This is a genomic window from Vibrio sp. 10N.237.312.B06, from assembly GCF_041464685.1.
Lineage (GTDB): Bacteria > Pseudomonadota > Gammaproteobacteria > Enterobacterales > Vibrionaceae > Vibrio > Vibrio tasmaniensis_A.
The window spans coordinates 1-23,267 of the sequence record NZ_JBFSPI010000084.1 but is presented as its reverse complement, the minus strand read 5'-3'; the positions used below and the strand labels follow the sequence as shown (position 1 = coordinate 23,267).

Sequence of the window (23,267 nt, the reverse complement as noted above, 5' to 3'; positions counted from 1 at the left end):
TTGAAGCTTACGGCTGGCACGTAATCCCAGCAGTTGATGGTCACGATGCTGACGCTATCAACGCGGCTATCGAAGCGGCTAAAGCGGATCCTCGTCCGACTCTAATTTGTACTAAAACAGTAATCGGCTTTGGTTCTCCAAACAAAGCAGGCACGCACGACTGTCACGGTGCACCATTAGGCGCTGACGAAATCGCAGCAACTCGTAAACAACTAGGTTGGGAGCACGGTCCTTTTGAAATTCCGTCGGAAGTTTACTCAGAGTGGGATGCGAAAGAAGCAGGCGCAGCTAAGGAAGCAGCGTGGTACGAGAAACTTGCAGCTTATGAAGCAGCATACCCTGAGCTGGCAGCTGAATTCAAACGCCGAGTAAACGGTGATCTTCCTGCTGAATGGGAAGAGAAAGCATCGGCAATCATCGCTGATCTTCAAGCTAACCCAGCAAACATCGCATCACGTAAAGCATCTCAAAATGCTCTAGAAGCGTTCGGTGCTATGCTACCTGAATTCATGGGCGGCTCTGCTGACCTTGCGCCTTCTAACCTAACTATGTGGTCTGGTTCTAAGTCTCTTGAAGCAAATGACTTCTCTGGTAACTACATCCACTACGGTGTACGTGAATTCGGTATGACGGCTATCATGAACGGTATCGCTCTGCACGGTGGTTTCGTACCATACGGCGCAACGTTCCTAATGTTCATGGAATACGCTCGTAACGCAATGCGTATGGCTGCTCTGATGAAAACTCAGAACATCCAAGTTTACACGCACGATTCGATCGGCCTAGGCGAAGATGGTCCAACTCACCAACCAGTTGAGCAGATCGCTTCTCTACGTCTAACTCCAAACATGAGCACATGGCGTCCATGTGACCAAGTTGAGTCTGCTGTTGCTTGGAAACTGGCAATCGAACGTAAAGATGGTCCTTCTGCACTTATCTTCTCTCGTCAGAACCTTGCACAGCAAGACCGTGACGCTGAGCAAGTGGCAAACATCGCTAAGGGTGGTTACATCCTGAAAGATTGTGAAGGCAAACCAGAGCTTATCCTTATCGCAACTGGTTCTGAAGTTGAGCTAGCGGTTAGCGCTGCTGCTGAACTAACAGCTGAAGGCAAGAAAGTACGCGTAGTCTCTATGCCTGCTACTGACGCATTCGACAAGCAAGACGCAGAATACCGCGAGTCTGTACTTCCATCTGACGTTACAGCACGTATCGCAGTAGAAGCTGGTATCGCTGACTTCTGGTACAAATACGTTGGCTTCGGTGGCAAGATCATCGGCATGACAACGTTCGGCGAATCTGCACCAGCAGGCGAGCTATTCAAGATGTTCGGTTTCACTACTGAAAACGTAGTAAACACAGCAAAAGAGATTCTTGCTTAGTCTTGATTAAATTGCCTCGCCCTTAATTGGGTTGATGCATTATTAGTTCTACAATACCAAACGTATAAAGTGAAACTAAAAGGCCTGACTTCGATAGTCAGGCCTTGATTACCGCTTAACAGAAATATCCAACGTTACAGGATCATTTCACATAGTGGCTTTTTGTTTACCAGAATCTTAACTCTCTACTTATCGCTCCACACAGCCATTTCATTACCACTTGGCTCTCTAAAATGGAAGCGTCGCCCGCCGGGAAAGCTGAATATCTCACGGTTTATCTCGCCACCAGCATCCAACACCTCACACTCGGTTTGCTCAAGATCTTCGCTATAAAAAACCATCAACGCCGCACCACTTTCAGCATTGGACGCTAGATCCGCTAAATAAAACCCACCCATTAAGCCTTTACCTTCAAAAGCAGAATACTCAGGGCCGTAGTCTTCAAAGATCCAACCAAACACTTGGCTGAAAAATGCCTTCGTGGCGGCGATGTCTCGTGCTGCAAATTCAATGTAGTTAATTGAGCCATGTTCCATACCTGATTCCTTCTGCTTTATGCCTTTTTCCTAATGATAATAGCTTACGCCCTAATTAGAATAGCTTATGCCCTAATAAGAATAGAGAGCAGGCTCGAAGATCTAATCTTAGACAATCACGTCAACTGACATCACTTTTTACGAACGACAGGGTGGGTAGTCAGAGCCATGCAGTTCTTGTACAAAACCAGAACCATTGCCACTGTGCGTGATCCATACTTTCTCTTTCGCTCGCGTCATTGCCACATAAAATAAACGACGCTCTTCCGCATAAGGGAACGCATCTGATGATTCGGTCAATGCGCCATCAATATGCAGCTGTTTCTTCTTCGTCGGGAACTGTCCTTCGTCAACACAAAGAATAATGACAAAGTCCGCCTCTTTACCTTTACTGCCGTGGCAAGTCATGAATTTGATATCAATGGAGGTGAAGATTTTTTTCCAATCTTCTAGCAACTCTGGCTTGTGGTAATGATTACGTCCAAGTAGCAGCACAGACTTGTTGGTTTTGCCTTTTGATTGACGGTTCAATTGGTCGAGGATTTTCTCAACTTCTTTGCTTGTTGCACTGTACACCGCCTTCTGTTTCTGTTGCTTGAAGCTGTTCAGTTCTTTCGGAAGCTGAATCGGGTTTTCCTGCACAAAACGATTGGCAACTGCACCTAACTGGTTGTTAAAGCGGTAAGTCGTATCTAGGTGATGAATCGTCGAGCTCTCAAAACGATCCTTAAAGCCCGTCGTTAAATCCACATCTGCGCCCGCAAACTGGTAAATCGACTGCCAATCATCACCTACCGCAAAAATAGAAGCTTGGTGTTGCGCTTTCGACTGATTACACAGTGCTTCAACCAAGGCAAGGCGATCTGGCGAGATGTCTTGATACTCATCGATCATGATGAACTTCCAAGGCGAGATAAACTTGCCCTTTTCGACATACTGAGTCGCTCGGCTGATCATGATTGAGAAGTCGATATGATTCTGTTCTTTCAGTTCTTTTTGCCATGCTGTCACGCATGGCCAACACAGTGAAAGCTCGCTGTTGAGACGCGTGTAGTCTCTATGATCAATCAGCTGCTGCTGCACTTCTTTCTTCGATAAACCCGATGCATTCAACTGCTCAAGCTGCTTTTCAAGCCAACCAATCAACTTGAGGTTTGAAACATGGCTACCAAGTTCGTCATCACCTGTTAAATAAGCGATTGGCCATTTAGACAGATGCTTTTGCCAACGTTTGAAGTTAGTCGGCGTCATCCAGTGCTTTTTCAACCAATCAATACACCATGCTTGGCGTTGATTGTCATCGAGCGCTAACGGAGAGATAACCACACGTTCAGGTTCAACCTGATTAAGGATCTTTAAACCCAACTGGTGGAAAGTACTCACTTGCACCTTCTCTGCTGATAAACCAATTTTGCTGTTAAGGCGCTGTTTCATCTCTTCCGCTGCTTCGCGACCAAATGCGAGCAATAACAGCTCTTCAGCTTGAGCTTGATGGCTTTGCAGTAAATACGCGACGCGAGCCGTTAGAACACTGGTTTTACCCGAGCCTGCACCCGCTAAAATAAGGTTGTGATCATCATTCATCAACACCGCATATTGCTGCGATAAGTTCAGTGGTGACGATTCACATTGAGCAAACAATACTTCCCAGTTTTGTCTTTCTGTTTCTAACCACTGCTGATTTCTTTCGGCTTGCTTAATTTCCGTCTCAGACAACCATGGCTGCATTCGAGCAATGCGGTTTGGCATACGCTGCGCCGCTTCTTCTAAAGTCATCGTCATGTTTTCTAAACTTGAGTTAACCATGTCGACCCAAATCTTAACTTTAGAATGCGCTAGGAAAGCTGGAAGTTGCTCAAGACGTGTCAATTCAGCTTCCCATTGAGGAACGTGTTCAGCCAATTGTTCACATTGTGTGTCATGCCACTTCTGATAAGCAGCAACCGATGCGCGTGCAAATTGACGGCATTGTTCCCAAGGTAGACCTTGTACTAACCAGCTTCGCTGTTTGCCATCTTGTTGATTAGCAAAGAACTGTAACGATCCCCAAAACAATCCGCGTTTTATCGCGATCTTGCCACTCCAAATAGTAAACGGGATTCGTTCTTCACTGCCTACTGAAGATAACAGCAGGCGTGGACCACCAAGTTCGACTTGATGATATTCATTTTGAATAAAAAACTGTGCAGTCTTGTTAGCGCTTAGCTGCATTGGAGTGTGCTCTCTAATTGGGAATATTGAATTTATATCATGATGCTGTGAGAATTAATAATGTCTCACATCTTATCGATGCTTTCATGACCATCTAGGGGCAATTATGGATAAGTATCAAATTCTTGTGCTTGATTTCTGTTAGGATTATGGTTTTAGTGTGTCAAGTGAGCGACTGTGGACTTCTCAGCCAAATTGCGCCTCTATTGGGCGAATAAAACCATAAATTACAGCGTATTAATTCTCATCACTCTACTCGGTGTTGTAGTTCCTGCTTGGTATTATGGACAAAACACACTCATCACACCTTTGATCTTAGGTGTTATTGCTGCGGCTCTTGCTGAAAGTGATGACAGTTTTACTGGCCGTCTCAAAGCACTCACATTGACCTTTATCTGTTTCGCTGTAGCCGCTTTCTCTATCGAGATCCTGTTCGATACACCTTGGCTGTTCGCGATAGGGCTTTTCGTTTCAACCTTCTCTTTTATTATACTCGGTGCAATTGGCCCTAAATACGCCAGTATCGCGTTTGGTTCGCTGCTTGTTGCTATCTATACCATGCTTGGGGCTCACGAGAGCACTAACCTTTGGTTTCAACCTCTACTATTGTTAACGGGCGCAGCTTGGTACTACTTCATGTCGATGATTTGGCAGATCGTATGGCCGATGCAACCAGTGCAGCAAAACCTAGCAACAGTATTCGATCAAATCGGCAATTACATCGGCTCTAAAGCAGAGCTCTTCTATCCAGTTTCAGATTTGATTCCCCAACCACATCGCATTATTGAAGCCAAACTCAATGCTAGCACTGTTAACGCGCTCAACATGTGCAAAGCAACGCTACTCAACCGCTCTAAGCGCGGACACATTGACGGACCGAGTGACCGATTCCTTAATACTTACTTCATCGCACAGGATATTCATGAACGCGTAAGCTCCAGCCACTACCGTTATCAAGAACTGGCAAAACACTTTGAGCGATCAGACGTTTTATTTCGATTTAAGTATCTACTAGAAGCCCAAGCCACAGCCTGTAAAGAAGTGGCGAGCTCATTGAAAGTCGGAGCTGAATACCAACATGGCGATAAGTCTGTATTAGCACTTGATGAGTTAATGTCTTCGCTTAACCATCTTAACCAACAGAACAAGCCCGAGTGGAAATCACTGCTCAACCAACTGGATTACTTATTCAATAACCTAGCTACCGTCGAAAAGCAGCTCTCGAATATCAGTAACCCGGATGCGGAAAAGTTGGAAGAAGACGTATTGGACGATACCAACCCTCATACTTTGACGGCAATGTGGCACAAGATCAAAGCCAACCTGAATACCGACTCGATGCTGTTTCGTCATGCAATTCGTATGGCAATCACATTGACGCTCGGCTACGGGATCATTCAAGGTTTTGAGATTGAAAGAGGTTATTGGATTTTGCTAACAACACTGTTTGTGTGCCAACCAAACTACAGTGCAACGCGACAAAAGCTGACGGCTCGTGTCATTGGCACCGTCGCAGGCTTGTTGATTGGAGTACCGTTGTTGACCTTTTTCCCATCTCAAGAGAGTCAGCTGGTATTCATTGTGGTCAGTGGCGTGATGTTCTTCGCTTTCCGTATCAATAACTACGGTTTCGCGACCGCCTTTATCACACTGCTTGTGCTCTTTTGCTTCAATCAATTAGGGGAAGGCTACGCAGTTGTATTGCCCAGACTAGCAGATACCTTCATTGGCAGCGCGCTCGCTGTTTTAGCGGTTAGCTATATTTTACCGGACTGGCAATCAAAACGACTTCACAAGGTGATGGCAGATGCGCTTGATTCCAATAAAGATTATCTCGCTCAGATCATTGGCCAATACCGTGTAGGCAAAAAAGACAGCCTTAGCTATCGTATTGCACGCCGCAGTGCACATAACAATGATGCAAATCTGACTGCCGCTGTTAGTAGCATGCTGGTTGAGCCGGGTAAGTATCGTACATCTGAAGATGAGAGCTTCCGATTCCTAACACTCAATCATGCACTACTCAGCTATATCTCTGCTCTGGGAGCTCATAGAACACGTATCGATGACGAAGCAACACACAAACTGGTACTGGACGCACACAGAGTAATACACGAGCATCTCGACGCTCTCAACGACCAGCTGTTTTGTCATCAAGAACAATGCGAAGTAAAAAACGCTTACGATCCTGAACTTGATAAGCGTTTAAGTGAATGGAGAGAAGAGGATGAGAGCTCTGTTAGAATGGTTCTACAACAGCTACATTTGATTTATCGAATGCTTCCAGAACTGCATACCTTAGCCACAAAATTTGCAGTTAAAGTTAAGATTGAAAAGCCGCTTGAAAAAGAAGTTTCAAGATGAAAAACAAAACAACAGTAAAAACAAAAAGATAACGAAACTGCTCATTTTTTGAACACTCCGTGTGTTTATACATTGCTCTACCAAAAGGCTCATCTAGGTAGAGCAACCACTTGCCTACCCTTTATCTACAAGGGCCGTTCAAATCTTACACACATGTAAACTTGCTGACTTTGATTGACTCATCCATAACTTTGCCTAACATTCCTCGGACAAAAAACAACCAAAGGGATCTATAGTTGTCTTAGTTTTAGGAAACTTCAAACTTCATTTAATATTCACTTAATCTTGTTTGATTTATTGAATCAGTAAGCTATGCTCTATTGAGCATATGAATTTGAACTAAGGTCTCATTATGAATACACAGCAATTTGAAGCATTTAAGCAGAAAATACAGCTCCTTAACCCGCAGCAATTGAAAGCACTTCAAGGTGAAATAGACGAAAACCTTGAAACAGATCAACCTTCTCTTTTGACAGATGAAGAGTTAAACGTACTGAATGAGTTGTTCAATTAATAGACTAATGTCACTATTTTAGCTTAAATCCACCTGATCTTAGTAATTTGTAGCCGTTCTCCATTGCACTCAAAATATCGTCCGCCTAGACTCATTTCATACGTCAATAAAAGGTTCTGCTATGTCGATATCTGGTATTCAATCTGGTTACGCCATCATTCAGCAGTCAACCAACATGGCTGAAGAAGCCGCTATCGAGCTTAACCAAAACTCCAAACACTCTCCAAAAACCAACGACACTTTCCAAACTAGCGATTTGAGCTTCAATCAAATAGAACCTGAACAACCCATTTCGTTTAAAGAGAAAGAGCCTGAACCAGCTTCTTCCTCTACTGAAGCGTTATTAAAGCTGACACAAAGTGCAAATTACAACCGTGTTGGTGCGAGTGTGGTTGATCGTCAAAACGAAGCCATTGGTAGCCTTCTCGATATCCATATCTGATTCGAGCTACTATTTATCGATTTGATGGTTACCCTCTTTTTGACTAACAAATGGCTCTAAATCCATACAAACTGTAACTCATTATATCAGGCACTTGTTTCTGGTTTATTACTCGGTAGAATCAGCGCAAATCAATTTTGCTGCACAAACTTTACTTCATACTATTTATGCCAAAACTAAATCTGCATCGCCGTGACTATGTTTCTATTTTAGGAGGCGACATCTCCGCAGACGAATTAGAAAAGAAGCTCCAGCCTCATTTTGATAAGCCAGTGAATAAACTGACTCCGAGCCCTTACCTGACTGAAAAAAACCTTACACGTCGCTGGGCGGCTCTCGATAATGCAGACTCGCAGCAAGAACTGCTCGACCCTCATACTCAAAGCCAGATTCAAGCTTATGAGAAAAACATCGAGCACTTTATTGGCACCGTTAAAGTCCCTGTTGGTATATCTGGCCCTTTAAGAGTCAATGGCCTGTTTGCTAAAGGCGACTACCTAGTCCCACTTGCAACCACTGAAGCGGCGCTTGTCGCGTCGTATAACCGTGGTTCAAAGCTGATCACAGCTTGTGGTGGTGCAAGTGCAATGTTGCTCAATGAAGGCGTAACACGTACTCCTGGTTTCGCATTCCAAGGATTGGTTGAAGCAGGACAGTTTGTCGCATGGGCAGTGACCCAGTATGACCAATTTAAAACCTTAGCTGAATCAACAACGTCGCACGGCAAACTTACCGACATCAATATCAACATCGAAGGTAACCATGTTTACTTGGTGTTTGAATTTCTAACCGGAGACGCTTCTGGTCAGAATATGGTAACTATCGCGACCAACGCGGTATTTGAGTACATCATTGAACATACACCAGTGAAACCCGATCACGCCTTCCTTGATGGCAACTTATCGGGCGACAAAAAAGCCAATACCCAGACCTTGCGCAGTGTCCGTGGTAAAAAAGTCACAGCCGAGGTCAACATCTCTGCTGAGCTTGTCGCTAAGTACCTCCACACCACACCAGAGAAGATGGTGCAGTTCGGACAAATGACCACAGTCGGTGGTGCTCTAAGCGGTACGATTGGTATCAATGCTCATTATGCCAATGCACTTGCTGCGCTCTACATTGCTTGCGGCCAAGACGCGGCGTGTGTTGCTGAGTCTGCGATTGGTATGACTCGTATGGAGCTCAACAAAGAAGGTGGTTTGTACGCGAGCGTCACACTGCCTAACTTGATGTTAGGAACAGTCGGTGGCGGTACAGGCCTACCAAGCCAAAAAGCGTGTCTCGATTTACTAGGGCTACACGGCAATGGTAAGTCACAAGCCTTAGCTGAGGTTTGTGCTGCTTTATGTTTGGCAGGTGAACTATCGATTGTGGGGGCATTCTGTGCGGGTCACTTTTCGCGAGCTCATCACAAGTTAGCGCGCTAGTTTCTGTTATAAAACCTTAAACCGACCGTTGTCACGTATTGAGTGAGTTGTGCATGGATTACTTACATTTATCGCGAGTGAGCCTTAAACACCTCACTGCGCTTCATATTATGCTGAACACACACAGCGTCACTCAAACGTCAGAGCAACTCTTTGTCAGCCCTTCGAGTGTCAGTAAAACTCTGTCTCAGCTACGTGACATCCTTAACGACGAGCTTTTCTATCGGGACGGCACTAAGCTTATCCCGACTCCCTTTGCCCTAAAAATAGCGCCCACTGTTCACGCGATTCTTTCCAGCATGAACGGGTTACTTCACCAAAAGAGTTTTACTCCTCAAGAGTATCAAGGCAGCTTTTCACTTTCGATGCGTGAAAGTACCTTCGAAGTGTTTGCCTCGAAGATCAGCAAAATCACCACTGAACTTGCACCAAAAGCCAAACTTAATATCTATTCGAAACAGGAGCTTGGATTCGATGCTTTGCTCAGTGGTAAGGTCAACTTGATCCTGTTGCCACACGATATCTCTCAACCCCCAACGGATAATAAAGAGCTGGTGTGGGAAACGATTCTTCCTGATGAAATGGTTTGTTTGATGGGCGCTCACCACCCTCTCGCTCAGCAAGAACTAACAGTTGAAGGCTATTTAGACTACAAACACATTGGGATCTTAGATAACGAACTGTCTAAGCCTTACTTTGAGCAAAACTTAGTGCAATGTCATAAGCCTAGAGATATGGCGATATCGGTAGCGGACTTTGGCGCGGCTGCGGTGCTATGTCACCACACACCTTTCTTGTTCACTTGCTCAAAACAATGGGCTGAGCATGCCAAACAAGCACAAGGTTTGGTAAGTAAGCCGCTTCCTTTTGATTACGGAAAAGTAGCGTATAGTTTGGTATGGAACAAGCCAAACATGAATGATCAGGCGATCAAATGGTTGTGTGACTTGTTTTTAGAAGCCTAGACCTTTGTTAGAAGCAGATTGAACTAACAAGACTGGTTTTATAAAGACTGAAATTTGATAAGAGACTAAGTATATACCTCAGGGGTTTGCATTGCTCTTTGAACAATTGAGTAGAGCTTATCGTGAAAGCTCTGCATTTGTTGTTCGGTGCATTTAGGCCACTCTAAAGCTTCGCCAATTACCCCATGATGTTGAAACGCATTTAACCGAATTCGAACATCACTTGGCAAACCCTTCAAGTAATACCCGACCTGCTCTACCTCGATATCTAGGTCACTTTTATTAGGAATATGCAGTAACCGAACTTCATGTAATTTGCCTTTATCAGCTAAGTAGTTAATGGTTTCAAACACTCGATGGTTCCCTCTACCCACTAACCATTGATGCGTTTCAGATTGCCATGATTTTAGGTCGATCATCGCACCATCAAGGTAAGGTAATACCTTATCCCAACCTTGCTGTGTCAACGAGCCATTACTATCAATAAAACACGTTAAGTGTGCCAATTGCGGATCGCTTTTGATCGCCTGAAATAGCTCGACGATAAACGGCAATTGCATGGTCGCCTCGCCACCCGAAACGGTAATACCGCTCAGGAAGAATTGATTGTGCCTAACCAGTTCAAGCACATCTGATACCGTCATCGTGGTGATTTTGGGGCTAGACTTATGATCACAGATATCGACGCACTGATCGCAGTTGGTACACGCTAACGGATCCCACTTCACTTTGCCTTCAATAAGACTCAGAGCACTGCTCGGGCAGCCACTCACGCAGTCTCCACAATGGTTACAGTGGTTGATGGTGTGTGGATTATGACAAGTGATGCAATCGAAATTACACCCCTGTAGGAACAGCACCAAGCGATTTCCTGGTCCATCAACACAAGAAAAGGTCAGCACACGGCTGACCTTCGCTTGTTTTTCTGTCTTATTATTTTTAACCCTAGCCATTTGAGTTGTTAGATCAGAAATTTTCATAATTCACATTGTTCGTATTCGAGAAACACATAACATGCGTACGTTAAAGCTATTCGTATGTCGGCGACATCTCTAAGCTCGCTACGCGTGGTTTACGCTCTAGTATGCCCGTATTTTTTGCAGCTTCAGCACCAAGGAAAGTGGTATTGGTGCGTGAACCTTGCTCGTCATATTTGGCAATGTCAGACAGCTTAATCATATAACCTGTCACACGAACCAAATCGTTCGATGCTACGTTAGCGGTGAACTCACGGTAACCCGCTTGAATCGCCCCTTTACACAGGTTGAACATCGCTTCTGGATTGGACTTCACCGTTTCGTCGATGGTCAGAATGTCGCTGATACCCGACGTGTAGAACTTGTGGTGACCAGCCGTCGCACATACGTAAGACACTGGATCCGGTTCTGTTCCATAAGGGATGCGTACACCCGGCGTCACATCTTCATCGAGGCTGATACCACCTTGAGCGTGTAACAGAGCCTTACCTTCCAGCCCATATTTCACTTCCGAGTTTTCAACAATCTCAGCCAGCTTTTCAGAAATACGATGGCCTAACTGATTTGCTTGTTCATCGTGACCATAGCGCCCTGCTTTGCCTTCTTTTTCCATTAAGATGTTAACCGCCTCAGCCATGCCATAAATACCAAACATTGGCGCAAAGCGATCTTCTTCAATTAAGCCTTCTTTGGTTAAGAAGCCTTCGAAGAAGTTAGACTCTTCATGTAAGAAGCGACTACGTGCATTCATCAATTCGATCATGATGCTGCTGTAGTTAGGTAGTACTTGCTGTAAGAAGTCTACGCGGTCCTCAGATTTCAGAGCTACTTGCTTGAGGTTCATGCGTACTAGCGTGTTTGAACCACCCGCCAGAGGCAAAGAGTTGTAGCAACTCACGATGCCAAAGCGCTTATCTCCGTAGGCAGCGGCGTGTGCAGGATAATTAGCAATATGCGGCTTGCTGCATTCACAGATATTGCTCGCAGCATGACGCAATAGGTCATCAGGTGTGACTGCAGGGTCGTACATAAAGGTTAAGTTAGGTGCGATCTGCTTGAGTTCAGCATCCACACGTAAAATAATGCGACATACAATGTTGTCACTAGGTCCAATATTAACGTGCATGAAGGCATCTGGCAGCGTGCGATCCAGCATGATCCAGAACAACTTCAGTTTTTGGTATACCTGCTCATCCGTCAAACCGCCAACAAAAGGCATCAACACATCGTCTAACTGGCCTAAATAAACCGGAATTGAAGTCACTGACGGAACGTGATGATAAAGGATGGTGAGCATGTTCAATGCTTCGTCGAAATTAGTTGCCGCGCTAAGCTCTAAATACTTGGAGCCTTGATGTAAGTACTTAGAATAATCAGGAAGCACATAGCGCGGCTTAAATGGGGCGTGACCTTCAAACATGTCACACAGCACACCTTGTTGTAAGGCTTGCTCTACTTCATTGCTTACCGGCATATACGGCAGACTGGCTTCAGCTTCTAAGGCAAGATAGCTCGACTTCTGTTTTGGGGACAGGTTGGCATCTAAAATGATATTGCTAAAGCGTTGTTGTTGTTCTGAAAGTGTTGAAGAAGTAGATGACGCAGATTGGTGGCTCATGATTAAACCCTTAATATTCTTATGGGCTTATTTTATATCTCACACTTACATTTCCACTAATGAAATGTATGCAAGCCTACATTTCCAAAATGGAAATTACCATTTGTAACTTAGTAATTTATGAATAGATAGCTTGTAAATTTTGTGAATAGACAGTTTTTAAATTGGCCATTTGCCAATTAACGATGGTTGTTTATCGATGATTGTCGTTGGGGAAGGGAAAGAATGAGCAGAAGAGATTAGGCCGCTTAATTGAACCGTTTAGTTTAAAACGCAAGTGCGTATAAATAGAAAACCCACATAACGGATCCAAAGATCGTTGATGTGGGTTTAGTCAATTAAGCGTGAGTGCAGTTATCTGGAGTTATCTATACGTCAACTCCAGATACGTCAACTACAGACAAGTAACCTATAGATGAGGAACCACTTGTTTACGGCCTACACCCATCAGAACCTTCAAAGTACCTTGTGGGGTGTCGATTGAAAACGGTGTTGAGACTTCAACAATCGAAAAACCTGCTGCGCTCAATACATTCTGGGAGCGCTGTTCGCTGACCCCAAAATCTTCGCTGTCGTTTTCTAAGTACCAATCCCAGTGTACAAAAACCCCATCGTTTTCTAACAGAGTATAAATAAGGCTGACCGTATCTTGTAGGTTCGGAATAAAGCCACATACCGAAGAGGCTACCACTAAGTCAAACTGATTTCTGAATGCTGGGTGTTGGGCTGCAAGTCCGCGCGATAAGATATCAACGACAGGCTCTACATTAGACAGCTCTTTTTTATCTAACTCTTCAATCATCCCTTCTGAGATATCGAGAGCGATAATCTCTTTTGCAAAAGGAGATATTTTCTGGCTGAGTAATCCTGTACCACAACCAAAATCAAGGACACGGGTTCCGTTCAAATCAACGAGCTGTGTTAACTGGTCAAATGCGGACTGTGCGAATACAGCAGTAGCGGGGTCGTTATCCCAATCAGGTGCGTACTCGTCCCATTGTTTCGCCATCATGGCCTCCATCTTTACTTCTTGTAGGTTCGGAACGCCCCCAGAATAAACCAAATTAGTCAATTCGTCATAGAGTTATCATGCAAAGATGGACTATTTCTAAGATAGTCAGCACAATATTCAGATAATATGCACCGCCACCCGCTCAATATGGAAATGAAATGAACCTTTCCCAAGTCCAAGCCTTTTGTTCTGTTGCTGATTTAGGATCCGTCTCTGAAGCTGCGCGACAGCTTGAATGTAACCGAACCAAACTGAGCATGTCGATCAAAGCCTTGGAAAAAGATTTAGATGTCGAATTGTTCGTACGAAGCGGCAACCACGTTGAACTTTCTGAAGCGGGTAAAGCGATTTACAAAGATTGCGAAGGCATGTTAGTAACGGCAGCGCGTATTAAACAAACCTGCTTACATGTTTCAGGTGAATTCAACGCCGAGATTTGGATCGCACGCGACGATTCCCTACCCGATGAAATGTGGCAAAGTTTATCGCACGCCCTAAACAACAAATACCCTTCCACTTCTTTCAACTTCGTTCTCGCGTCTAGTGGCGACTTAGCTAATCTTGTCGAAACTCAGCAAGTTGATTTTGCGTTTGGTGTCGATTACGAGCGTGTCGACGACCCAAGAATTATCTACAACCCACTCGGCAAGATCCGAATGATGTCGGTATGTAAGAAAGGGCATGATTTGAGTGCGATGCGAAGAGTATCGGATGAAGTACTAAGAAATTCGATGCAAGCGACCATGGTTTATCTCAATGAAAAAGATAACCCTGAGCTTGAGCCCTTCTCTCGCCGATACATTGGTTTTTCTAGCTTCGATTTTATGTTGGATACGATTCTACGAGAAGATGCATGGGGCGTAATGCCTGAGCCATTGATACGCCATTTATTGCGTGAACAGGAACTGGCGGTGATCAAGCACACTTATGGCCTAACTCAAGAAGACTACTGTATGTTTACTGCGGCAGGTATGGCGGAGCACCCAGGTATGAATTGGTTAGCGGATCAGATAAGCGATTACTTGTTTGATTTCTAAAGTGTCAGATAATGTTCTATCTCGACACTTAAAATCGTCTAACAAATAGAAAGCCCTCTCTTTAGAAGACCATCACGTGATCCACTAAATAACGTCCGTCTTCTTCAACTAACACCATTTCTGCCACAAATTCGCCTTTCGCAATGGTATACGCTTGCTTCCAAACAAAGGCGATGGAATCGGAGCGTCTGAATAGCGCCACAGGCTCACGTTCAGCAAAAAATCCGTTGCTGTGTTGATAATGATGACACACCTTCGCTAGATACTCAGGCGTCACAATATCCTTCATGCGCTGCGTAAAATCTCGGCAGTGCTGAGCGTGGTCAACCTTAGTTGAACCGTCCATCAAATTGTCCATGATCGGGTTAGCAATCACCCACAACTCACTATCACCAATATCGTCAAACTTCATATTTATCCATTCCTTTGAAACTGCAGCCAAATAACACAATTCGATAAAACGCTTGCAACCAATCTGTTTTATTAATCATAAGCGATCTTATTTTACTTGCACACCATCTCTAGAAAACAGTCATCGTCAACTTTACTGACACCCGAGCCCGTCGCTAAGTTATTGAATTATAATAACTTGAGTATAAAACGAGTTACCGACATATAAACGTCATCAGATAAAGTTTGTAAAGCTAGCTCAATATTAGAACAATGAAGTTATCAAAAACATCTGGAAAATATTATGTGTGACAGGAAAAGCCAAAACGAAAACCGAGTACTACTGTTCTCAGCCCTTTTAGCATCAGGCTTCGCGATTGGCGGATTGGTGTTGGGTCTTCTCGTTGGCTCTCTAGTCATAGTATTTGACGGTGTCTATTCTCTTATCAGTTTACTGTTAACTTTATTGTCACTAGCTGCTTCGAAATACATTAATCGCCCATCAGACAGGGAGTTCCCGTTCGGTCGAGCAATCATTGAGCCAATCGTAATCGCCATTAAAGCGATTGTGATTCTGCTTGTGGTCGGTTATTCGCTTTACTCTGCGATTGGTGCTCTGATGACAGGTGGTCGTGAAGTTGATGCTTCTATCGCAACTCTGTTTGGTATTTTCAACGTATTGGGTTGTGGTTACGCTTGGTGGTACATCGCTAACAAGAGCAAACGTATTTCTTCAGGTTTGATTCAAGCTGAGTCTAAACAGTGGCAAATGGATACGCTGTTGAGTGTGGCAGTTACGGCAGGTTTCGTTGTTGCTTGGTTGGTGGCTTACTCTCCGTTTGCTGAATACGCGGTATATGCCGATCCAATGATGATGTTGCTGATGTCTTTCTACTTCATCAAAGTGCCGTTCGACATGTTGCGTGAAGCAATGCGTGAACTGCTAATGATGTCGGCAACCAAAGATATTTGTGACGCGGTAGATAAGAATGTTGTCGCTGTGGACAAAGATGCGGACCAAGATTTGGAGCTGATGGGTGTGACTAAAGTTGGCCCAGAACTAAGAATTAACGTTGATATTCATACCAACGACCAACAAGCGATTGCGGTCGATGATATTGAACGAACGCGCCGCCAGCTTAAGCGACGCCTATCTAAGATGCCTTATGAGCTTCAATTGAATCTCAATGTCGCGAGTTAAGTTTTCCACAGTAAACGAGGACACACCTCACCCGAGAACATAAACTCAGATTAAGAGTGAGATTGAGCCTTTTTAGAAGCCGACGCCTTTGCCGTCGGCTTTTCTCTTGTTACCCACCAGCAAGCGAGTGAACCAACGGTTACCATACAAACGCCCTGCCAAAATGTCATGGTCAACGACAAGCCTAAAATCAACGAAGAGAGTACGGTTGCGAAGATTGGCGTAAAATACGACATGGTTGCCAAAAATACCATATTGCCACCCAGAATTGCCGTATTCCAAAGTGCATAACCTGCGCCCATACAAGCGCCAGCTAACGCTAAATCAATCGCCGCACTCGTTGTCATCACCATGCCGGTTTCATCACTCAATGCGTATTTGATCCACAGAGTGATCGCCGTAGCGATAAAGAAAAGCACAATCGCATTCTGTCCTTTAGCAACGCGCTGGGTGTAGTTACAGTAAACAGCCCAAATAATCGCACCAAAAAACGCCATAGAATAGGTCTTAGGATTAGTCGCAATGTTGGCAGCAATTTGATCAACAGATAGACCTTGGTCACCACTGATGCTCCAAGCCACACCGAAGAATGCCAAAAAGATACTTGGATAAACCAACCAGTTTATCTTTTTGTCACTCAACAGCACCGCAAACAACACCGTTAGTGCAGGCCATAGGTAGTTGATAACGGCCATTTCTAAGGCTTGATGTCGGCTATTTGCCATTCCTAAAGCCAGTGCTAGGAAGATCTCGTAGCACACGAATAAGGCACCACCGATCAACAAATACGATTTGGAGAAGCGCGACAGCTTAGGTAACCCCATAACACAGACCAACAACAGTGAGCTCACCGTATAAAGACTGGCGGCACCACCAATTGGGCCCAGTTGTTCTGACACACTGCGAGACAATGCAATTAAGCAGCTCCATAGTAAAATGGCAGCAATGCCGTAGCAGCTATGTCGATGAGATTTCAGCACGCCTCTTCCTTCTTTTTATTGTAATTAGGTAATCAAAGCGAGCTTAAGCAAAGGTAGGCTTAAACACCACTATCGATAAGTTGCAGTAAGTAAAAATAAGTAGCCGAGCACTTAACTGTACTCGGCTATCAATCATTTACTCAAAATTCTAAAAGCAGTTAGCAATTAGCAATTAGCAATTAGCAATTAGCAATTAGCAATTAGCAATTATGCCAACAAAAGTGCTTGCAGGTCAGCAAGAGACTTAACCTGATAATGAGGGTTAATTCCTGCTGGCGTCGCTTTCTCTTGGCTGTTCAACCAACAGGTCTCAATACCAAAATCCAAGCCACCTAAAATATCAGAGTGTGGGTTGTCCCCGACCATCAATACTCTTTGCTTTGATGGCAATCCAATCAGCTTGTGCGCATGCTCAAAAATTTCCGCATCTGGTTTAGCGACACCGACTTCCTCAGAAATGATCACATGGTCAAAGTAGTCTGTCATTCCTGTTCGTTCCAAACGGATTGACTGCAGCTTTGTGAAACCATTGGTGATGATGCCCATATTCACTTTGCCTTTTAACGACTCCATCAACTCTTTTGCACCAGGAAGCAGAGAACAGATGTCTGCCATTGCGGCTAAAAACGCACTGTTTAGTGCTGCCGTGGTTGTCTCTAACTTTGTTGCCCAGCTTTCAAAACGCGCGTGCTTCAGTTGTGCAGCCGTAATACGGCCATCTTGGTAATCGACCCATAACGGCAAATTAACCTCTTGATAAACTGAATAATCCTGTTCGCTAAAGTCCACGCCAAAACGGGAGAACATCAGCTTCATTCCTTGAAAAGCATCAAAGTGGAACAAAGTTTCATCTGCATCAAAGAATATCCAATCGTACTTCATTTTATGTCCTATTATTCGCGCGGTTGAGCAGTGCTTGTATTTATTTTCTCGTTGCCTCAAAGGCCAGATGTGCATTCTACTATCAATTTTGTGAGCCTGAATATAGTTCTAAGAATTTATAGAAAACAAGCAACAAGTCATGATGTATCGCAAATTTTGCCACATATTAAACCAATACCATACAAGAAATACACTTAAGTACCTGGAGGTACCATGAAGCACTTCTTACCGTCATCCGTCATGCTCACCCCATTCCTTGTTAAGTATTATGATGAACAACCAGAAGACACCTCTGACGCCTTAGATACCGATGAGTCTCAGCAACCTCAAATTGAAGCTAACGATGACTCACGCAAACCATCGACACAAACTGAACTTGAACCGACGTTGAGTGAATAGCCTTTACTTTCATGGTCATGGAACGCAATTCTGTTATTAAATCAATCAATAGTTCGCTTTCCATTACTGACAATAAACACATAAGAAAACCATAAAAACGATTGCTATATGAGCCCTATCACAACACATAATCACAAAGTGGTAGTTCGGAATCAAAGTTGTTCCAGATCAATGGTCGACCAGTTGATTGCCGACAACATGTAGGAAATTAAAAAATCATAATTAATGGAGTTTTCCAATGTCTACTGCATTTTACATCCCTACAATCAACTTCATGGGTACTGGCTGTTTGAAAGATGCTACTGATAGCATTCAGTCTCAAGGCTTTAAAAAAGGTCTGATCGTTACTGATAAGATCCTGAACCAAATTGGCGTAGTTAAGCAGGTACAAGACCTTCTTAGCCAGCGTGGCGTAGACGCAGTTGTATTCGACGGCACTCAACCAAACCCAACCATCACTAACGTGAACGATGGTCTTGAGTTACTGACTGACAACGATTGTGATTTCGTTGTTTCACTAGGTGGCGGTTCGCCACATGACTGTGCAAAAGGTATCGCTCTGGTTGCCTCTAATGGCGGCAAAATTGCAGATTACGAAGGCGTAGACCAGTCTGAAAAGCCAATGATGCCTCTAATTGCTATCAACACAACAGCAGGTACAGCTTCTGAAATGACGCGTTTCTGCATCATTACTGACGAAGCTCGTCACATTAAGATGGCTATCGTTGATAAGCACACAACACCGCTTATCTCAGTAAACGATCCTGAGTTGATGCTTGCTAAACCTGCATCACTAACGGCAGCAACAGGCATGGATGCGTTGACACACGCAATCGAAGCTTACGTTTCAATCGCAGCAACGCCAATCACAGACGCAGTTGCGATTAAAGCAATCGAACTTGTGCAAGCACATCTAAGAACAGCAGTAGCGCACGGTGAAGACATTGAAGCTCGCGAGCAAATGGCTTACGCACAGTTCATGGCGGGGATGGCATTCAACAACGCTTCTCTTGGCTATGTTCATGCAATGGCGCACCAACTGGGTGGTTTCTACGACCTTCCACACGGTGTATGTAACGCTATCTTGCTACCACACGTTCAACGTTACAACGCTCAAGTTTGTCCAGATCGTCTACGTGATGTTGCAAAAGCGATGGGTGTGAATGTTGAAGGTATGACAGCAGAGCAAGGCGCAGAAGCAGCTATCAACGCGATTGTTCAACTAGCAAATGACGTGAACATCCCAACAGGTATTGCTCAACTGGGTGCTAAATTGGAAGACATCCCGACTCTGTCTGACAACGCTCTTAAAGACGCTTGTGGTTTCACTAACCCTAAACAAGCGACTCACGAAGAAATCTCAGCGATCTTCGAAGCGGCAATGTAATCTAGCGACAATTTATTCGAGCTAGAAACACGCGGCTCTTGCTAAAAACAAATAGCTAACACAAACGGGCTCACCTTCTGAGCCCGTTTTTTTATCTGTCCGATACCTTTCAGATCTTTACCCTCATCACTAATCAGTAGTGACTAATCACTCACTGCTCACCACTAAAAAGTCGCATTGTTGCGATCGCTTGGTTATAGTTAAACTATTGATATATAGAATGACAAACAGGTTCCATTGAGTCGTTGGATAGTTAGCACCTCATTATTAGCTTCACTCGTTACCCACTCCGCTCAAGCAGAGGAACAAAATGAGTGCCACAGTCAGCCGCTAGAAGACGCCCCTTTCGAAAAAGCCTATCACTACCTAAACAGTAAATTTTGCCAACCCGCATTATGGTTTGACAGTTTCTTTGTCGATGACCGCATTACCGAAGATGCTCGAGCGGGCACTTCTGTCCGTTGGTACAACGATTTTATTTACTCAGAAGGTGGTGACGTCGACTACTCAACCAAGCTCAACGCACGTTTACATCTTCCCTTTGCGAGTAAGCGCCTAAAATTAATCTACGAATCTGTCAGCGATGAAGAGTTCTTTGATTTCTTTCCACAAGATTCAGAGGAATTAGAGAGCGCACTCGGCCTTCGTTACGATGCTTATGCGAAGGGTTACAGTAGCTTCAATATTAAAGCGACACTGCGTCCGCGTATTGAAGCTCGTTATCGCTTTACCTACCCTCTCACTACCGATGCCGTATTCAGGCTGACCCAACGTGTGTATCAAGAAAAGCAAGAAACTGGCGAGATCACCGATATCGATTTTGATCTTTCTTTGAGTGATGACTTCTTAGTGCGATGGTCGAACTTTGCAGGTTATAACGACGACCTTAAAGGCTGGGAGTACGGGACGGGGCTAACTTTGTATCACTATCTTTCTCAAGACCAAGCTATGCAATACAGCGCGACGATTGCAGCAACCAGCGAGCCGTATAACCACTACGAATATTCACAAGTGTCGATAACCTACCGAGAAAACGTTTGGAAAGAGTGGCTGTTCTACGAATTGATTCCGCGCTATCAATGGGAACGAGAGCCCTATGAGAAACATACCGAAGAAGCCAACATCACCCTTAGGCTTGAAGTCTTGTTCAACAATGTCTAGTGGAACTAGTATCTAGTGAGTGTTTGTGAGATTGGGGCATCGTTAGATAGAAAACGAGGCACAAAAAAGCACATCATGTGATGTGCTTTTTCAGTTCTATATAAGGCTTAAACTGTAGTCTTAACCCTTGTAGTTTCTTACTCGTGCCGCTTCTGCTTCACGCTTGTCGACAACGGTTTTACCGATTGGCGCCAATGAGATAACCGCGAGCTTAAGGTGCTGAATCGCAAACGGAATACCGATAATAGTAATGAAACACGCTACTGCTGACATGATGTGACCAATCGCCAACCAGATTCCAGCAAATAAGAACCAAATGATGTTACCAATCATACCAAGTGGGCTGGTCCCGATGTCAGTTTCATTGGTCAATTCATCACGTGAAATCGCTTCTTGACCAAATGGGAAGAATGAGAAGTTACCCATTACAAAACACGCTCTACCCCATGGAATACCAACGATGGTGAGGAATGCGAGCAGTCCGAAGAACCACCATGCCAACCCCATAAATACGCCACCAAACAGAAACCAAATGATGTTTCCTATTGTTCTCATGTTGTCTTCTCCAAACCTTTGAATACTGTTTATTTCATATGCCGAGTAAGGCAATACTTGTTCTAATAGGTTCATTATTATTGAGTCTTTATGAACCGCTTATGAATCGCCTACATTTCCTGTGATTGATACACACCACGAAACGCCAAATCCGCATAGGGATCATCGATTTTATTTGATACCATGTTCGTAGATTTTTAGTATCACAAAGCTAAACAGCTACAACAACTAATTTAAGGCCGAACTTATGGACAACACTGAGCAACCTAAAAAGAAAATGAAAAACTGGGTGCCAATCGTCTTCTTCGGACTTCTCAGCACAGTGCCTGTATTCATGTTTTTAGTCGACGTGTACATCAACCAATACATGTAACAAGACCCCGCCATCCTATCGGCGTAAAAATGAATACAGGAAACATGTCCTGTATTCATCTCAGTTAAATCACTTCTACTGTAATTAATTCAACTCTTCTGCGATCAAACCAACTCTTCGTTAATTAAATCAGCTCTTCGTTAATAAAGCCTAGAATGTCGATCAGCTCATGATCTGGCAAGTTTAGTAAGTTATCACCCACATACCATTCAATCTTACATTGGGTAGGCAGTTCGCTGATCGCTGGGTTTCCTATCCAAACCTTGTGCTTCTTAGCTATATTGTCGCGCAGGATAATGCCATCCTCAAAACTCACCGGTAAATAGAGGTGAAGCATGTTTACTTGGGGTTGCTGCGGGTTCACTTTGAACTGCGGGTAATCTTGTAAGATTTGATAGATTTGCTTGGTACGCTCATACAATGCTGGCATCAACTCGATCCGTTGATCAAACTGCATTGCTGCCGAAACCACGTAAGGCGTGCGATGATAAACATTTCCGCCCTGACGCTTCATCCATGCTGAAGCTTTTGCTACGAAAGCCTTATCACCTAGTAGGAGTGACCCCCCAAGACCATTTAACCCTTTATAGAGCGAAACATAAGCTGTATCGAACCCCTTAGCAATCTCGCTATATGGCTTTTGATAATACGCGCCACACTCCCACAAACGAGCACCATCCATATGCAGATGAATCGATTGTTCTTTGCAGTACTGCTTTATCGCTTCAAGCTCTTCCCACTCAGGCAGTTGACCACCAATCTCTCGCATCGGTAGTTCATACAATGCCGCGGCAATCTCATCAGGCCAAGCCTTTAAGTCGTGGACATTCCAAGTGCGAAATACATTACCAACCGGAAGTACATTGAAACGGTTCTGGAGCTGATACCCTTGGCGTTCATGGCGCATAATATGGCTGGATTCATGCATCGCTACTACTGGGTTTCTTTTCTCTTGGCAGGCAATCTCTAATGCTGTGGGTTGGTTCATGGTGCCGGTAATCACAAATACGGCGGCTTCATAGCCGAGCAAATCAGCCACTTTGTTTTCAAAACTCTCAATAAAATCGCCATCACCATAGGTGTCGTGCGCCACATCATGTGTTTCGCACCATTCAGCCATTTGCGCGAAGGTTTGGGCTGGTGTTGGATCGAAGTGACCAGAAAGCAGCAAATTACATTGTTGACGCAAGTCCGTGCTCATACCTTTTCCTTTATTCATTGTCGTTCTATGTAGGGTGATTGAATTATTTACGTTAGCCTTCAACGGTGACATAAAGTGCACCTCTTCGCTTTTATTATTAGCGAATAATTAGTTTTACGCAGTCATCGGCTGCGTGTGCCGGAAATACTCAAATTGACGGGTGTTTTATATAATTAAGTCCCTAAAAACACGCGCATCTAACTAGGGCGTGTTGATCTTTCGTGAGTGTTTTTTGAACAGCATGGTAAAGAGT

Annotated in this window: 22 protein-coding genes; 12 read left to right on the top strand and 10 right to left on the bottom strand. The window is 44.2% G+C overall.

The window, feature by feature from the left end; genetic code table 11:
• Window positions 1-1,382, top strand: a 1,382-nt coding sequence (locus tag AB6C75_RS18720) for a transketolase family protein (RefSeq protein ID WP_372108644.1), incomplete at its 5' end; no start/stop codon positions are given.
• Window positions 1,383-1,567: 185 nt separating this feature from the next.
• Here AB6C75_RS18720 and AB6C75_RS18715 read toward each other — a convergent pair.
• Both AB6C75_RS18715 and helD read right to left on the bottom strand, forming a co-directional pair.
• Window positions 1,568-1,918: a VOC family protein gene (locus tag AB6C75_RS18715; RefSeq protein ID WP_017103728.1), complete on the bottom strand. Its 351-nt coding sequence runs from the start codon at window positions 1,916-1,918 to the stop codon at window positions 1,568-1,570.
• A gap of 138 nt (window positions 1,919-2,056) precedes the next feature.
• A complete protein-coding gene (gene helD / locus AB6C75_RS18710; protein WP_372108642.1) occupies window positions 2,057-4,129 on the bottom strand; it encodes a DNA helicase IV in 2,073 nt (690 codons plus the stop codon).
• Window positions 4,130-4,306: 177 nt separating this feature from the next.
• Here helD and yccS point away from each other — a divergent pair, with 177 nt between their 5' ends.
• The 5 genes from yccS to AB6C75_RS18685 all read left to right on the top strand — a co-directional run bounded on the left by yccS (window position 4,307) and on the right by AB6C75_RS18685 (window position 9,841).
• The gene (gene yccS / locus AB6C75_RS18705) at window positions 4,307-6,493 is read left to right on the top strand and encodes a YccS family putative transporter (RefSeq protein WP_372108640.1); all 2,187 of its coding nucleotides are present in this window, start codon (window positions 4,307-4,309) and stop codon (window positions 6,491-6,493) included.
• A gap of 352 nt (window positions 6,494-6,845) precedes the next feature.
• The gene (locus tag AB6C75_RS18700; protein ID WP_009845576.1) at window positions 6,846-7,007 is read left to right on the top strand and encodes a hypothetical protein; all 162 of its coding nucleotides are present in this window, start codon (window positions 6,846-6,848) and stop codon (window positions 7,005-7,007) included.
• Between the two features lie 121 nt (window positions 7,008-7,128).
• Entirely contained in the window at window positions 7,129-7,449 is a 321-nt protein-coding gene (locus tag AB6C75_RS18695) for a hypothetical protein (RefSeq protein ID WP_009845577.1), read from the top strand.
• A gap of 167 nt (window positions 7,450-7,616) precedes the next feature.
• On the top strand, window positions 7,617-8,876 hold the full coding sequence (locus AB6C75_RS18690; protein ID WP_371701624.1) for a hydroxymethylglutaryl-CoA reductase: 1,260 nt from the start codon (window positions 7,617-7,619) through the stop codon (window positions 8,874-8,876).
• Window positions 8,877-8,929: 53 nt separating this feature from the next.
• On the top strand, window positions 8,930-9,841 hold the full coding sequence (locus AB6C75_RS18685) for a LysR family transcriptional regulator (protein ID WP_009845579.1): 912 nt from the start codon (window positions 8,930-8,932) through the stop codon (window positions 9,839-9,841).
• A 65-nt stretch (window positions 9,842-9,906) separates the two neighbouring features.
• On the opposite strand, the gene AB6C75_RS18680 is transcribed toward AB6C75_RS18685, so the two are convergent.
• The 3 genes from AB6C75_RS18680 to AB6C75_RS18670 form a co-directional block, all read right to left on the bottom strand.
• Window positions 9,907-10,821 carry a YjjW family glycine radical enzyme activase gene (locus tag AB6C75_RS18680; protein WP_017101722.1) on the bottom strand — a complete coding sequence of 305 codons (915 nt, stop codon included), beginning with the start codon at window positions 10,819-10,821 and terminating at the stop codon, window positions 9,907-9,909.
• Between the two features lie 49 nt (window positions 10,822-10,870).
• Window positions 10,871-12,436, bottom strand: coding sequence for a YjjI family glycine radical enzyme (locus tag AB6C75_RS18675; protein ID WP_372108636.1), 1,566 nt, complete (start codon window positions 12,434-12,436; stop codon window positions 10,871-10,873).
• Window positions 12,437-12,845: 409 nt separating this feature from the next.
• On the bottom strand, window positions 12,846-13,445 hold the full coding sequence (locus tag AB6C75_RS18670; protein WP_009845582.1) for a class I SAM-dependent methyltransferase: 600 nt from the start codon (window positions 13,443-13,445) through the stop codon (window positions 12,846-12,848).
• Window positions 13,446-13,606: 161 nt separating this feature from the next.
• On the opposite strand from AB6C75_RS18670, the gene AB6C75_RS18665 reads away from it, so the two are divergent.
• Window positions 13,607-14,485, top strand: coding sequence for a LysR family transcriptional regulator (locus AB6C75_RS18665; RefSeq protein WP_372108634.1), 879 nt, complete (start codon window positions 13,607-13,609; stop codon window positions 14,483-14,485).
• A 61-nt stretch (window positions 14,486-14,546) separates the two neighbouring features.
• Here AB6C75_RS18665 and AB6C75_RS18660 read toward each other — a convergent pair whose 3' ends face one another.
• Complete coding sequence (locus AB6C75_RS18660) at window positions 14,547-14,897, bottom strand: hypothetical protein (RefSeq protein WP_372049073.1); 351 nt, start codon at window positions 14,895-14,897, stop codon at window positions 14,547-14,549.
• A gap of 282 nt (window positions 14,898-15,179) precedes the next feature.
• On the opposite strand from AB6C75_RS18660, the gene AB6C75_RS18655 reads away from it, so the two are divergent.
• Entirely contained in the window at window positions 15,180-16,076 is an 897-nt protein-coding gene (locus tag AB6C75_RS18655; protein ID WP_372108632.1) for a cation diffusion facilitator family transporter, read from the top strand.
• A 50-nt stretch (window positions 16,077-16,126) separates the two neighbouring features.
• On the opposite strand, the gene yddG is transcribed toward AB6C75_RS18655, so the two are convergent.
• On the bottom strand, window positions 16,127-17,056 hold the full coding sequence (gene yddG, locus AB6C75_RS18650) for an aromatic amino acid DMT transporter YddG (protein ID WP_372108630.1): 930 nt from the start codon (window positions 17,054-17,056) through the stop codon (window positions 16,127-16,129).
• A gap of 207 nt (window positions 17,057-17,263) precedes the next feature.
• Window positions 17,264-17,938 (bottom strand): pyrimidine 5'-nucleotidase, encoded by a 675-nt coding sequence (yjjG, locus tag AB6C75_RS18645; protein ID WP_372108628.1) that lies wholly within the window; start codon window positions 17,936-17,938, stop codon window positions 17,264-17,266.
• A gap of 213 nt (window positions 17,939-18,151) precedes the next feature.
• On the opposite strand from yjjG, the gene AB6C75_RS18640 reads away from it, so the two are divergent.
• The 3 genes from AB6C75_RS18640 (at window position 18,152) to AB6C75_RS18630 (ending at window position 20,885) form a co-directional block, all read left to right on the top strand.
• Complete coding sequence (locus tag AB6C75_RS18640; RefSeq protein WP_009845588.1) at window positions 18,152-18,337, top strand: hypothetical protein; 186 nt, start codon at window positions 18,152-18,154, stop codon at window positions 18,335-18,337.
• A 238-nt stretch (window positions 18,338-18,575) separates the two neighbouring features.
• On the top strand, window positions 18,576-19,724 hold the full coding sequence (gene yiaY / locus AB6C75_RS18635; RefSeq protein WP_372108625.1) for an L-threonine dehydrogenase: 1,149 nt from the start codon (window positions 18,576-18,578) through the stop codon (window positions 19,722-19,724).
• A 237-nt stretch (window positions 19,725-19,961) separates the two neighbouring features.
• Entirely contained in the window at window positions 19,962-20,885 is a 924-nt protein-coding gene (locus AB6C75_RS18630; RefSeq protein ID WP_372108623.1) for a hypothetical protein, read from the top strand.
• A 120-nt stretch (window positions 20,886-21,005) separates the two neighbouring features.
• Here AB6C75_RS18630 and AB6C75_RS18625 read toward each other — a convergent pair whose 3' ends face one another.
• Complete coding sequence (locus AB6C75_RS18625) at window positions 21,006-21,440, bottom strand: YccF domain-containing protein (RefSeq protein ID WP_017075771.1); 435 nt, start codon at window positions 21,438-21,440, stop codon at window positions 21,006-21,008.
• Between the two features lie 247 nt (window positions 21,441-21,687).
• On the opposite strand from AB6C75_RS18625, the gene AB6C75_RS18620 reads away from it, so the two are divergent.
• Window positions 21,688-21,813 carry a hypothetical protein gene (locus tag AB6C75_RS18620; protein ID WP_372108621.1) on the top strand — a complete coding sequence of 42 codons (126 nt, stop codon included), beginning with the start codon at window positions 21,688-21,690 and terminating at the stop codon, window positions 21,811-21,813.
• A gap of 124 nt (window positions 21,814-21,937) precedes the next feature.
• On the opposite strand, the gene AB6C75_RS18615 is transcribed toward AB6C75_RS18620, so the two are convergent.
• Window positions 21,938-23,014, bottom strand: a complete 1,077-nt coding sequence (locus tag AB6C75_RS18615) for a low specificity L-threonine aldolase (RefSeq protein WP_372108646.1) — start codon at window positions 23,012-23,014, stop codon at window positions 21,938-21,940.
• Between the last annotated feature and the right edge of the window lie 253 nt (window positions 23,015-23,267).